The organism is Serratia fonticola (genome assembly GCF_001006005.1).
GTDB lineage: Bacteria > Pseudomonadota > Gammaproteobacteria > Enterobacterales > Enterobacteriaceae > Chania > Chania fonticola.
The window spans coordinates 4,541,963-4,554,569 of sequence record NZ_CP011254.1; the positions used below are offsets into that span (position 1 = coordinate 4,541,963).

12 protein-coding genes and 2 tRNA genes are annotated in these 12,607 nt (G+C 52.4%); 4 read left to right on the forward strand and 10 right to left on the reverse strand.

The annotated features are described in order from the left end of the window. Positions 1-13: 13 nt before the first annotated feature. The 5 genes from pykF to WN53_RS20135 all read right to left on the reverse strand — a co-directional run bounded on the left by pykF (position 14) and on the right by WN53_RS20135 (position 4,027). Positions 14-1,426, reverse strand: a complete 1,413-nt coding sequence (gene pykF / locus WN53_RS20115) for a pyruvate kinase PykF (protein WP_024486166.1) — start codon at positions 1,424-1,426, stop codon at positions 14-16. 429 nt (positions 1,427-1,855) lie between these two features. Further along, entirely contained in the window at positions 1,856-2,161 is a 306-nt protein-coding gene (locus WN53_RS20120; protein WP_024486165.1) for a cupin domain-containing protein, read from the reverse strand. A gap of 122 nt (positions 2,162-2,283) precedes the next feature. Further along, positions 2,284-2,360, reverse strand: a tRNA-Val gene (locus tag WN53_RS20125). Positions 2,361-2,381: 21 nt separating this feature from the next. Continuing rightward, positions 2,382-2,458: transfer RNA gene (locus WN53_RS20130), tRNA-Val, on the reverse strand. A 192-nt stretch (positions 2,459-2,650) separates the two neighbouring features. Further along, positions 2,651-4,027, reverse strand: coding sequence for an MATE family efflux transporter (locus tag WN53_RS20135; RefSeq protein ID WP_024486164.1), 1,377 nt, complete (start codon positions 4,025-4,027; stop codon positions 2,651-2,653). A 280-nt stretch (positions 4,028-4,307) separates the two neighbouring features. Here WN53_RS20135 and WN53_RS20140 point away from each other — a divergent pair, with 280 nt between their 5' ends. Together WN53_RS20140 and WN53_RS20145 are read left to right on the forward strand one after the other, a co-directional pair. Continuing rightward, positions 4,308-4,958: a riboflavin synthase gene (locus WN53_RS20140; RefSeq protein ID WP_024486163.1), complete on the forward strand. Its 651-nt coding sequence runs from the start codon at positions 4,308-4,310 to the stop codon at positions 4,956-4,958. 36 nt (positions 4,959-4,994) lie between these two features. Beyond that, complete coding sequence (locus WN53_RS20145; RefSeq protein ID WP_024486162.1) at positions 4,995-5,288, forward strand: I78 family peptidase inhibitor; 294 nt, start codon at positions 4,995-4,997, stop codon at positions 5,286-5,288. 40 nt (positions 5,289-5,328) lie between these two features. Here the strand turns inward: WN53_RS20145 and cfa are convergent, their stop codons facing one another. Together cfa and punC are read right to left on the reverse strand one after the other, a co-directional pair. Beyond that, a complete protein-coding gene (gene cfa / locus WN53_RS20150) occupies positions 5,329-6,480 on the reverse strand; it encodes a cyclopropane fatty acyl phospholipid synthase (protein ID WP_046808202.1) in 1,152 nt (383 codons plus the stop codon). Between the two features lie 340 nt (positions 6,481-6,820). After that, positions 6,821-8,026: a purine nucleoside transporter PunC gene (punC, locus tag WN53_RS20155; protein ID WP_046808203.1), complete on the reverse strand. Its 1,206-nt coding sequence runs from the start codon at positions 8,024-8,026 to the stop codon at positions 6,821-6,823. 125 nt (positions 8,027-8,151) lie between these two features. Between punC and punR the strand changes: the two genes are divergently transcribed. Next, a complete protein-coding gene (punR, locus tag WN53_RS20160; RefSeq protein ID WP_046808204.1) occupies positions 8,152-9,129 on the forward strand; it encodes a DNA-binding transcriptional activator PunR in 978 nt (325 codons plus the stop codon). Here punR and purR read toward each other — a convergent pair. Next, complete coding sequence (gene purR, locus WN53_RS20165) at positions 9,126-10,151, reverse strand: HTH-type transcriptional repressor PurR (protein WP_021804552.1); 1,026 nt, start codon at positions 10,149-10,151, stop codon at positions 9,126-9,128. The genes punR and purR overlap by 4 nt on opposite strands. Before the next feature lie 324 nt (positions 10,152-10,475). Here purR and cydH point away from each other — a divergent pair, with 324 nt between their 5' ends. Further along, positions 10,476-10,565: a cytochrome bd-I oxidase subunit CydH gene (gene cydH, locus WN53_RS28255; protein WP_158645289.1), complete on the forward strand. Its 90-nt coding sequence runs from the start codon at positions 10,476-10,478 to the stop codon at positions 10,563-10,565. 64 nt (positions 10,566-10,629) lie between these two features. Here the strand turns inward: cydH and sodB are convergent, their stop codons facing one another. Continuing rightward, positions 10,630-11,208: a superoxide dismutase [Fe] gene (gene sodB, locus WN53_RS20170; RefSeq protein ID WP_021178097.1), complete on the reverse strand. Its 579-nt coding sequence runs from the start codon at positions 11,206-11,208 to the stop codon at positions 10,630-10,632. A 214-nt stretch (positions 11,209-11,422) separates the two neighbouring features. Next, positions 11,423-12,238: a C40 family peptidase gene (locus WN53_RS20175; RefSeq protein ID WP_024486436.1), complete on the reverse strand. Its 816-nt coding sequence runs from the start codon at positions 12,236-12,238 to the stop codon at positions 11,423-11,425. Positions 12,239-12,607: the final 369 nt, after the last annotated feature.

Here is a 12,607-nt window from a genome sequence, read left to right on the forward strand (position 1 = left end):
GTCACGTTTATTATTACAGCACGTGAACCGAGGCAGTATTGGTGGTGCCGCTTGGTACCAGAGCACCAGAAACCATCACTACGACGTCGCCTTTCTGTGCCAGGCCGCTCGCCAAAGCAACTTCTTTACCAATGCGGTAGAAGTCGTCGGTAGAAGCGATTTCTTTGACCATCTGAGTGGTGATGCCTTTGCTCAGGATCAGCTGACGGGCAGTGACTTCGTTGGTCGTCAGCGCCAGGATCACGGCGTTAGGGAAGTACTTACGCACGGATTTGGCTGATTTGCCGCCGCTGGTGGCAACCACGATCAGTGGCGCGTCCAGTTTTTCGGCAGTTTCTACCGCACCGCGGCACACCGCTTCGGTGATACGCAGTTTACGGTTGTCGTTCAGGGTGTCGATACGGCTAGGCATCACGCGATCGGTACGTTCGCAGATGGTTGCCATGATGGTAACGGCTTCCAGCGGGTATTTACCCTTGGCGCTTTCACCAGACAGCATCACCGCATCGGTACCGTCCAGGATGGCGTTGGCAACGTCACCGGCTTCTGCACGGGTAGGGCGCGGGTTCTTGATCATTGAATCCAGCATCTGGGTCGCGGTGATAACCACTTTGCGTGCGCGGTTACACTTCTCGATCATCATCTTCTGCGCGAAGATCACTTCTTCAACCGGGATTTCAACACCCAGATCGCCACGAGCTACCATGATGCCGTCAGACGCTTCGAGGATCTCGTCGAAGTTGTTCAGGCCTTCCTGGTTTTCGATCTTGGAGATGATCTGAATGTTTTCGCCACCGTGGGCTTTCAGGTGCTCACGGATTTCCAGCACGTCGGAACGCTTACGGATGAAGGAAGCCGCAACGAAGTCTACGCCTTGCTCACAACCGAAGATCAGGTCACGTTTGTCTTTTTCGGCCAGCGCTGGCAGCTGAATGGAAACACCTGGCAGGTTAACGCCTTTGTTTTCGCCCAGATCGCCGCTGTTCAGTACTTTACAGATCACTTCGCTTTCGGTAACCGCAGTCACTTCCATACCGATCAGGCCATCGTCCACCAGGACGGTGTTGCCAATTTTCAGGTCGGCAGCAAAGCCAGGGTAAGTTACCGCAACGCGCTCTTTGTTGCCGATAACGCTCTGGTCGGTGGTGAAGGTGAAGGTCTGGCCAGCAACCAGGGCTGCATCAACGCCGCCTTCCAGCTTCATGGTACGGATTTCCGGGCCTTTGGTATCGAGCAGGATACCGGCGTTTTTACCGGTTTTGGCAATTACCGCACGCATGTTCTTGATGCGGTTACCGTGTTCTTCATAATCGCCGTGGGAGAAGTTAAGGCGCATTACGTTCATGCCCGCGTTCAGCAGGCTGGTCAGCATTTCTTCCGACTCGGTTTTCGGGCCGATAGTACAAACAATTTTGGTCTTTTTCATGACGATTTTTTCTGCAAGTTGTGATGGATAATAAAACTAACGGTACCGGCGGCTAGGCCATCGGTAAGGGATTTGGGCTGTGCCTGGCAATGCAAAACATAGTTAAGGATAGGTGACCTTGGTCGAAATGGGGTGGAAAAATTCGGCCGATGCCCAGGTGCGGGTAAGCTGCGCAAAAAGCGAGGATGAGAATTTGTTGTAATTGCGTTTTCGCAGATCAAGGGCTGAAACCATTCAACTGAAAGACGTTGCGCATTATAAGGCTATGCGGCTGGAAACAAAACAAAAAACCGCAGCTGTCGGCAGTTTTGTACATAAAGTCAGCAAATGTGGCGCAAATTGGCCGCCTGCCAGCGGGTTTGTTGCGCAAATAGCATTACTGTAACGGATTATGTTTTCGAAAAAAATAAAGTGACGGCCTTCACGCTTTCAAACATTTTGCTGAATTTCCAACAGGACTCCGTCATCCAGACAGAAACAGCCAAATACGGTAGCGGCAGGGATCGCCAACGTTTCCTGGGCCATCAGAGTATGCACGTCACTGCCGACGGTGAACTCGAAGATACCAGAAAGGATGCGGATGTGTTGGGGGTAGGGGCGTTTTTGCAGTTGGTCGAAGGTGCCTGCGGCAAACTTGACTTCCCAGGCGGTGCTCCCATCGCTCATTAACCCTTGGCGGCGGGCGAGGCCATTGTCGAGTTGTTCGAACGGCAGTTGTGATTTAAAAACCGACATCAAAATTACCTCCATCAGGATACTGCGCTGATGATACGCGACGGGCTGACGCTCTGTCCGGTATTACTGTTAAATTGGGTTGCCGTTAGGCGAGAGATAATACTGGGAAGCGAAACAAGAAGTGGTGCGTCCGAATGGACTCGAACCATCGACCCCCACCATGTCAAGGTGGTGCTCTAACCAACTGAGCTACGGACGCACTGTGCTACTTTCAGGAATTTGGTGCGTCTGAATGGACTCGAACCATCGACCCCCACCATGTCAAGGTGGTGCTCTAACCAACTGAGCTACAGACGCATCTTTTTCCTCTCTGTCATGGCTGACAGCGGGGACGAATATTAACGAGCAACCTGGCCGCTGGCAAGGGGAAAAACGCAATTTTATTCGGTATTTCACGCGATTGCTGAGCTTATGTGCAGTAAGGCGGTTTTTTCTGCAATGGCTGGCGAGGAACTCGCCGGTTTGCCTGGGACAAACCGGCGAACGCTATTAACGGGTGGAACGCTGCAAAATCAACGCCGGGGGTTGGCGCTGTAACCAACGCATCCGCAATACCATCATGATGGCGGCGAAGGTCAGGCCAATAATAAAGCCGAACCAGAATCCGCTAGGCCCCATCGCTGGCACGATGTAGTCCGTCAGCGCCAGCAGATAGCCGCTTGGCAACCCGAGAACCCAATAGGCCACAAAGGTGATGTAGAAGATCGCCCGGGTATCTTTATAGCCCCGCAGAATACCGCTACCGATCACCTGGATGGAGTCGGATATCTGATAAATCGCCGCCAACAGCATCAGATGGGAGGCCATGGTCACGACCGCAGGGTTATCGTTATACAGTAGGGCGATAGACTCGCGGAACGCGGCGGTGAACAATGCCGAGCAACTGGCCATTGCTATGCCTACGGCAATCGCCGCATAGGCGGCAATCCGAGCGCCCTCTACCGAGCCTTCGCCCAGACGGTGTCCAACGCGAATGGTTGCCCCAACGCCGAGCGACAGCGGCAGTACAAACATCAGTGAGCTGAAGTTCAGGGCAATCTGGTGCCCGGCCACCGCGACGATGCCCAGCGGTGAAACCAATAATGCCACCACGGCAAACAGCGTCACCTCAAAGAACAAGGCCAGGGCAACCGGCAGACCAATGCCGATCAGGCGTTTTAACGCCTGCCAATCCGGGCCACGATGTGCGCCTTCCTCCAGCTTGATATCCCGCAGCGAGGACGCACGTTTGGCATACCAGCGCATCATCAGGAACATCATCCAATACACGCTGGCGGTGGCGACACCACAACCGACGCCGCCCATTTCCGGCATGCCAAACTTGCCGAAAATCAATATGTAGTTGATAGGGATGTTGATCAACAGCCCCAAAAAGCCTATGACCATGCCGGGCTTGGTTTTGGATAAACCTTCACACTGGCCACGGACGACCTGAAAGAACAAATAGCCGGGAGCTCCCCACATAATGGCATGCAGGAAACCAACGGCCTTTTCAGCCAGCAGCGGATCGATGTTGTGCATCATGTCGATCACCAGTTGGCTGTTATAAATCACGGCGATAATGAGTAATGAAACCCCTGATGCCAACCAAAAGCCCTGGCGCACCTGATACGCGATACGATCGCGGCGGCCCGCGCCGTTGAGCTGGGCGATCACCGGGGTCAAGGCCAGCAGTAAACCGTGGCCGAACAGGATGGTCGGCAGCCAGATAGAGGTACCGACGGCAACGGCGGCCATATCTGTGGCGCTATAAGAGCCAGCCATGATGGTATCGACCACGCCCATTGCGGTTTGGGATATTTGCGCGATGATGACCGGAATTGCGAGGGCCAATAAACTACGCGCCTCAATAAAGTACTTCTGCACGTATACACCTTTCTAATTATTTATGGGGAAGGGGTGTCGCTGCATCAGCAACAACTAAAAACTGCGGAATATGCCGAAAAGATTGTACCTGCTAGCCGGGGTTAAGCAAAGGTTGTAAAGAAATAGTTATGCTCGTCGTCTTGAAACTACAGTGCTGTTAGCCCCTCAGGGCATAAACTAGGCAAGCACTGTTTTTTTGCCGTTGTGCGTTTGGTTTTCTGCCGTAACTGGGGCAAACTGCTTACAGCGCGTTGAACATAGTCATAAAGAAGAGGCCAACATGTTTACCGGTATCGTACAAGGCACCGCCCCGCTGGTTGCCATTGATGAAAAACCCAACTTCCGTACCCACGTTGTTGAAATGCCTGATGAGCTGTTACCAGGGCTGGAGTTGGGGGCCTCGGTGGCCCACAACGGCTGCTGTCTGACTGTCACGGAGATTGCAGGCAATCGCGTCAGCTTTGATTTGATCAAAGAAACTCTGCGGTTGACCAATCTTGGCGATCTTAAACTGGGTGATGTGGTCAATCTGGAAAGAGCCGCCAAGTTTAACGATGAAATCGGCGGACACTTGATGTCCGGGCATATTATCTGTACTGCGGAAGTCACCAAGATTTATACCTCGGAAAATAATCGCCAGATCTGGCTGCGTATGCCGAATATCGATTTGATGAAATATGTGCTGCATAAGGGTTTCATCGGCATCGATGGCATTAGCCTGACCATAGGCGAGGTGGTCAATAACCGTTTCTGCGTGCATTTGATCCCGGAAACCCTCGAGCGCACCACGCTGGGTAAAAAGCGCCTGGGGGATAAGGTCAATATAGAAATCGATCCGCAAACTCAAGCGGTGGTGGATACCGTCGAGCGTGTGCTAGCTAATCGTGAGGCTGCATTAGCTGTCACCAAGCCGTCTGTACCCAAAGCCTGATAACCCTGCACCAATAACCACACTTAGGAGCCAAACGTGAAGTTTTACGGGAAAACGATGATGCTAGCGGCGCTGTTGGCGCTGACCGCCTGTTCAAGCTCCTCAGAACAGGCGAACTCACAGACTGCCGAGGCTGAAGATGATACCTGTGGTGCATCGCAGTATCAGAATTATGTGGGTAAACCGCTGTCTGCGTTGGACGGGGTTAATATTCCCCAGCAGGTACGGACTATTCCTTATAACTCGATGGTAACCATGGACTTCAATCTAAAGCGCTTGAACTTCCTGGGTGACAGTGAAGACAAAATCATTCGCGTTTATTGCGGTTAATAACCCTTTACCCCAACCCTGTGGGTTGGGGTAAAGGATTTTAGCGGGGAACTCGCAGACCGCCTTCGACGCCTTTAGGGCTGAATACCACCTGCCAAAGTTGAATATCGCGAGCGCGGAACGCTCCTGCGCAGGCATTAAGGTAATAACTGAACATCCTTTCAAAACGTTCGGAATAGCGCGATGCCAGCTGTGGCCAGCTCTGTTTGAAACGTTCATACCAGGCCATCAGGGTGCGATCGTAATCTGCGCCGATATTATGCCAATCTTCCATGACGAAACGGCCTTCGCTGGCCTGGGCAATATGTTTCACCGACGGCAGGCAGCCGTTGGGGAAGATGTATTTATTGATCCACGGATCAACGTTCATATCGGTCTCGTTGGACCCTATGGTATGCAACAGGAAAATGCCATCAGGTTTTAAATTACGTTCCACCACCTCGAAATAGGTTCGGTAGTTCTTCGGCCCAACGTGTTCGAACATGCCGACCGAGACGATGCGGTCAAACTGCTGGTGGAGATCGCGGTAATCCTGCAGCAGAATTTCCACGTCCAGCCCGGCACAGCGCTCTTGCGCCATTTTCTGCTGTTCGGCGGAGATGGTGACCCCCACCATGGAAACGCCGTAGTGCTTGGCCGCATAAGCAGACAGACCGCCCCAGCCACAGCCGATATCCAATACCCGCATACCGGGCCGCAGGTGCAGTTTTTCGCAAATTAGCCGTAGCTTGGCCTCTTGCGCTTCTTCCAACGTCGTGGCCTGTTGCCAATAGCCGCAGGAATATTGCATATAGGGATCCAGCATCTGGGTAAACAAATCGTTACCCAGATCGTAATGCTCTTTGCCAACGATCCAGGCACGTTTTTGGGATTGCAGATTGGTCAGGCGGGCGGCGGCAATACGCAAGATATCCTTCAGGTGGTGGGGCAGTTTCTTTTCCAGGCCAGCTGCGACAACCCGCTGAAAAAATATGTCCAGCCGTTCGCACTCCCACCAACCGTCCATATAGCTTTCGCCCAGCCCCAGAGAGCCGTCTTGCAGTACGCGTTTAAAGAAATTGGGATTATTGATCTGAATATCGAAAGGGCGTGAACCATTGATTTCAATGCCGGCCATGCTAAGCATTTCATGAGCGATACGATACCAATGGTTATCCTGGATGCTCAGATCTTCTATACACGATGAACTCATAGCTTCTCCATCACCTTCTTCTGACTTATGATCCTGCAGAATTTAGCGTAGACAATTTCTACAGGGACATACGTATACCTACGGTAAAAATTCACCGTGGTGTCTGAAATCCGACTTGAACAGAGGAAATTTAAGAGACTCCCTGCGTCAAAGGACGCGGGTAAATGCAACCTTAAATAAAGTGTGATGCCATCCACGTACGCAGCAGTTGCTGCAATAAGATCTTAGTATAACTGTTATTCTAAAAGGTCGTTTTTGAGTATAGGCTTGCCGAGGCGTAGACTCAACTGCAAATCGCGCTCGGCAAGAATTTTCATTAAGTGACTATTTACATAGGTAATTATGATACGGAGTCGGCATGCTCCTGCCGTGTTACCTGAGTTTCATCCGTTCCTTTCCCACGCTGGATCAGATAGCCCAAGGCCGCTAAAAATACGGTAGCAACCATTACGGTAGCCGTGGCTAACAGCGGTTGGGCGATAAATGCCGAAACCAACAGGCTGGCGATAAAACATAAACCCAATTGTAGCGTGTTTTGCAGCGCAGCAGCTTTGCCACTGTTGTTGGGGAAGGGCATCAACGCATTGGCCACTAAAATAGGATAGCTGGCACCGTTTACTAACGCCATAAAGCAGAACGGGATCAGCAGAGTGGTCAGCGTCGGTTCGCTCAGGGTGGCAATCAGATACAGCGCTACCATGCTGATGCCATAAGCTACCAACAGCCATGGCAGCAAGGTTTTGCCAGAAATGCGATTTAAGGCGCTACGGCAGCTGTAACCTCCTAATAAGAAAGCCAGCGTTTGTGGCACATAACTCAGGCCAATATCATTGGGGCTATACCCCATATCGCCAAGGATAAAGGGGGAGCCCGTCAGCCAGGCAAAGAAACCGGCAGAACAGGCGGCAAAAACCATCACGTTGCCGCTGAAGACCGGGGATTTCAAGATCTGCATAAAGCCAAGGCTGGGCTTTTTATCGGCGGAAGGTACCAGTCTGCTGCGGTCTTTCAGCAGTAAGGTGGGGATCAGCAGCAGGGCAGTGATCCCCAGCAGCACGGCGAAGATGGCCCGCCATCCCATATGGTTGAGCAACCAGGCGCCCAGCAGCGGGGCCAGCGCTGGAGAGAGGGCAACCAGCGGCATAATGGAGGCAAAAACGCGGTTGGCTTTGCCATCGCGGTAGCGATCGACCACGATCGCCTGCCAGGTGACGGCGGCGGAACACACGCCAATGGCTTGAATAAAGCGCAGTGACCACAGTTGTGCCACGTTCTCGACCCAAAGCATACCGAGGCAGCCGACGGCGAACAGCGCCAGGCCAATCAATAACACGGGCTTACGGCCAATACGGTCGGACAGCGGCCCCCACAGCAACTGGGCAAAGGCAAAGCCTGCCAGGAAGATACTCAGGCTGGCGCTGATCGCCCCAGCGGAGATTTGCAGATCCTGCTGCATTGCCCCAAAGGCGGGCAGGTACATATCGGTAGCCAGATAGCCCAACATGCTCAGGCCGGCCAGGTAGAACATAAATCCAAAATTTCGCATTGCTATTTCTCGTTAAAATTATGTTGTCGCAGGTTTTGAAGCGCCGGCAAGTGTATACGGCTGGATCTCTGCTTGTGAAACGGTAATATTTGCAAGATGCTGTTAAAAAATTTGAAGGCAAACATATGTGGTCTGAATATTCACTCGATGTGGTAGATGCGGTAGCGCGGACCGGCAGTTTCAGCGCGGCGGCACAGGAGTTGCACCGAGTTCCTTCTGCGGTGAGCTATACGGTACGCCAACTGGAGCAATGGCTGGCGGTACCGCTGTTTGAACGCCGTCACCGCGATGTGGAACTGACGCCAGCGGGGGCGCTATTTGTTAAGGAGGCGCGGGTTGTTATCAAAAAAATGCTCGATACCCGACGACAGTGCCAGCAGGTGGCCAACGGTTGGCGCGGGCAACTGCGGATTGCGGTCGATCTGATCGTCAAACCTCAGCGCAGCCGCCAACTGGTGCTGGATTTTTATCGCCATTTCCCCGACGTGGAACTGATAGTGCAGCCGGAAGTATTCAACGGCGTATGGGATGCGCTAGTCGATGGCCGAGCGGAGATGGCCATTGGTGCAACGCGGGCGGTGCCGGTGGGTGGCGGTTTTGCCTTTCGCGATATGGGCTTTATGAATTGGCTCTGCGTAGTACATGCTAAACATCCGCTCGCCGCCTTGCAAGGAAAGCTGCGCGACGATCAGCTACGGCCCTATCCCTCGTTGCTGTTGGAAGATACTTCGCGCAATTTACCCAAGCGGGTGACCTGGTCGCTGGACAACCAGCGGCGGCTGACCGTGCCGGACTGGGTTTCGGCGGTAGATTGTTTGCGTGCCGGGCTGTGTGTGGGCATGGTGCCTGCACATCGCGTATTGCCGTTGGTGCAAAGTGGCGAACTGGTGGTGTTGACACTGCATGAGCCTTTCCCGCCCAGCGCTTGCTGCCTGACCTGGCAGCAAAACGCCCAGTCTCCGGCCATGGCCTGGCTGCTGGACTATCTGGGCGATAGCGAAACGCTCAATCAGGAATGGCTCAGTGAAGAGGACCCGGGGGGGAATCGGGCGCAGCATGCGGCGCCCCTACGGAGAAATATGGGGTTAAGGCACAGTATTTAGCGGCGGTAATCGACAAAAGGACCATCGGCGACTGAGCGGCGCTCGATGAGTTTTGGATGCACTTCAATCACCTGCGATTCTTCACGCTTGCTGATGATGCGATCCAACAGCATGGTAAAGGCCATTTCGCCCAGTCGCTCTTTCGGCTGGTGAATGGTGGTCAGCGCCGGGGTGAAGTAGCGGGCATTACGCACGTTGTCGTAGCCAATAACCGAGATATCCTGCGGTACACGCAACCCCAGCTCATCGGCGGCACAGATCGCCCCCATGGCCATAATATCGCCGCCACAGAAAACGGCGGTTGGACGATGCTTTTGCGACAGGATCTGATGCATGGCTTTGTAGCCAGATTCAGGCTCGAAATCCCCCTGCACGATCCATTCTTCGCGCACTTCGATGTTGGCTTCCTTCATGGCTTTCAGAAAGCCCTGGTGGCGACCTCCACCGGTATTACGCGCCAGTTGACCAGGAATTGCACCGATGTCCCGGTGGCCACGTTCGATCAGGTAGCGGCCTGCCAGGTAACCGCCCTCGAAGGCATTGTCGATAATGGTATCGGTGAAGTCTCCGCGTGCGGTACCCCAATCCATCACTACCATGGGAATATTACGGTAATCTTCCAGCATGCCCAGTAGCTGATCTGGATATTCTGAGCACATCACCAGCAGGCCATCGACGCGCTTTTGCGCCAGCATCGCTAGATAGGCTTGCTGTTTATCCAGATTATTGTGCGAGTTACACAAGATCAGGGTATAGCCTTTGCTGTAGCAGCTGTTTTCTACCGCTTCGATCACTTCGGCAAAATAGGGGGCCTCGCTCGAGGTGGCGAGCAAACCGATCGATTTGGTGTGATTGACCTTGAGGCTGCGGGCGACGGCGCTGGGTGAATAGTGCAGCTCTTTGATGGCGGCCCAAACGGCCGTTTTGGTATCTTCGGCGACGAAACGCGTTTTATTGATAACGTGCGATACGGTAGTGGTAGAAACGCCAGCGCGTTTGGCCACATCTTTAATCGTTGCCATGTAAAAAATGACTCCTAAACCCACATGTTACAGCATGTAAGTATGATGTTAATCGTTTGCCTACGTAGATCCTTTCCCAGATAAGCGAAAACTGAGTTTTTAGTGCTGAAGTCGTAAATCGCTTGAACAGGGAGGGGCAGTTTATCGGTACGCAGTTGTGAACTGCGGATTTTGTCGCATATTGAAGAAAAGTGGAAGAGCTAATCGGTAATTATCAGCGGGGAAAGCATAACAAGATTTTAATCACGAACTGTGGGAAAATGATTTGACGTATAAACTGTGTGGCTTATGCTCTTGAAAAGCCAATCTGAGAGGGAGTTGTATATGGATACCGATTTGAAGATGTCATTACTCACCACCGTGGGTGCCTTGGCAATGATTATTGCTTTCAGTTTTATTGCCGCATTGAACTGATCCGCAGCAGAAAAACAAAGGCGCAGCTTGATGCCGCGCCTTATTATTAGCTAGTCACCCGCCGTTAAGCCAGGTTTTCTGCCACGAACGCCCAGTTCACCAACGCCCAGAAGTTTTCCAGGTACTTTGGCCGCGCATTGCGGTAGTCGATGTAGTAAGCATGCTCCCACACGTCAACGGTCAATAACGGAACGTCTGCGCCGGTCAGCGGGGTTGCCGCATTTGAGGTGCTGACGATCGCCAGACTACCGTCCGCTTTTTTCACCAGCCAAGTCCAGCCCGCGCCGAAGTTTTTCACGGCGGCATCGGTGAATTGCTCTTTAAAGGCGGCGAAGGAGCCGAATGACTTATTGATGGCCTCTGCCACTGCGCCCGTTGGCTCGCCACCACCTTGCGGTGATAAGCAGTGCCAATAGAAGGTGTGGTTCCAGACCTGAGCGGCGTTATTGAACACGCCGCCGGTGGAGGTCTTGACGATCTCGACCAGGGATTTGCCTTCGAACTCGCTGCCTTTCACCAGATTGTTCAGGTTAACCACGTAGGTGTTATGGTGCTTGCCATAGTGGTATTCCAGCGTTTCTGCGGAAATGTGCGGTTCGAGAGCGTTTTTCTCATATGGTAATGCAGGTAATTCAAACGACATTGCTTTCTCCTTTTATAGACAATACGCCTCTCCGACGCTGCAGGCCTAAGGGGCCGAGGGCGGAAAAACGCAATTGCACCACTTTTGTTATGGTTATTAATCTTAACAACTTTCGGGGGGAAAAGAACATCCAAAGTGTGCCAAGTGACTGATTGTTTAAAGTTGCAGCGGGAGATTGAGAGCACGGCCGAGCAGTTGGCTCAGCCGTGAAAGGTTAACGGATGGTGGTAGGGGTCACTACGCGGCGGGCACCAATGTAATGGTTCTGCCAATAGTCGTTATCCAACTGACTGATGCGAATTTCTTCACCGGTGCGCGGTGACTGGATGAACTTACCGTTACCAAGATAGACTCCAACGTGATCGGCGGTGCCACGGTTGTTGATGCGGAAGAACACCAGATCGCCTTTCTCCAGCTCATTACGCTTGATCGGCGCTGCATCACGCAGGTGGTACATTTCGTTGGCGGTACGCGGCATTTTGATTTTCACCACGTCTTTGTACGCGTAATAAATCAGCCCGCTGCAGTCGAAGCCTGTACCAGGTGAAGACCCACCCCAGCGGTAGGGTTTACCCATTTGCCCCATCAGCTTGGCCATGGCGGTCTGCTTGGCGTGCTGATAACGTTTTTTGTGAGCGGCGGAAAGTTTTAACGGCTTTTCGCGGCCAGCTAATTTTGCCGTAGCTTTGCCTTCTTCACGATGGCGACCATAACCTTTTTTATAGCCTTTTTTAGGCGGAGTTACTTTTAGCTTGGCCGTTTTGGTTGCCTGGCTTTTGGTTTTAACGCTGGTGGTTTTTTTGGCGGTCTTTAAGGTTGCTGGTTTGGTTTTTAGCGTTTTCGGAGGGGTGGCTGCCTTCACTTTTTTATTGGCTTTCACCGCTTTCTTTTTCTTGCGGTCGTCTGGCCGGGCTTCATTAACGTGACTCTTGCGCTGCTCGGCAGAAACACGTGCCTGTGGCGCAGCGTGCGCCAAATTGAAGAAGAGCTGCGTAAATAGCAGCACAAAAAGTGTAATAATTAACCGCATATCGACATTACCAACCTTGGCTCCGAAACAGAAATCGAATGAGTCACAGTATTCCCGAAATTCACCCTATAAAACAGCGTGGATCTCATAAATACTAATCCATATTGTGAGAAAACGTTAATGGCATTTTTTTTGTTGCAAAATCAAACGCCTGGCGCCTAAAAAAGCGACAGAGATCATGTGGTTGGCTTATTGCTCTCCGGCATTGGGCAGGGCAAATATAATAGTGAAACGTCCCGATTAAAAATGTTATTCTGGGGCCATGTTTTAACCGGTTCGGTGTGTCCGCCGCTTTTGCTAAGGCAATCAGAGAATGTCCCTGCAAAAGATGGCGTTTTCTTGGCACCGGTCCTGCCGCTACAATAGCCA

Bases quoted from the DNA above. Each gene is read 5' to 3' on its own strand.
- WN53_RS20175 (WP_024486436.1), bottom strand. From the start codon at position 12,238: ATGCGGTTAATTATTACACTTTTTGTGCTGCTATTTACGCAGCTCTTC.
- punR (WP_046808204.1), top strand. From the start codon at position 8,152: ATGTGGTCTGAATATTCACTCGATGTGGTAGATGCGGTAGCGCGGACC.
- WN53_RS20120 (WP_024486165.1), bottom strand. From the start codon at position 2,161: ATGTCGGTTTTTAAATCACAACTGCCGTTCGAACAACTCGACAATGGC.
- pykF (WP_024486166.1), bottom strand. From the start codon at position 1,426: ATGAAAAAGACCAAAATTGTTTGTACTATCGGCCCGAAAACCGAGTCG.
- cfa (WP_046808202.1), bottom strand. From the start codon at position 6,480: ATGAGTTCATCGTGTATAGAAGATCTGAGCATCCAGGATAACCATTGG.
- cydH (WP_158645289.1), top strand. From the start codon at position 10,476: ATGGATACCGATTTGAAGATGTCATTACTCACCACCGTGGGTGCCTTG.
- WN53_RS20140 (WP_024486163.1), top strand. From the start codon at position 4,308: ATGTTTACCGGTATCGTACAAGGCACCGCCCCGCTGGTTGCCATTGAT.
- punC (WP_046808203.1), bottom strand. From the start codon at position 8,026: ATGCGAAATTTTGGATTTATGTTCTACCTGGCCGGCCTGAGCATGTTG.
- purR (WP_021804552.1), bottom strand. From the start codon at position 10,151: ATGGCAACGATTAAAGATGTGGCCAAACGCGCTGGCGTTTCTACCACT.
- sodB (WP_021178097.1), bottom strand. From the start codon at position 11,208: ATGTCGTTTGAATTACCTGCATTACCATATGAGAAAAACGCTCTCGAA.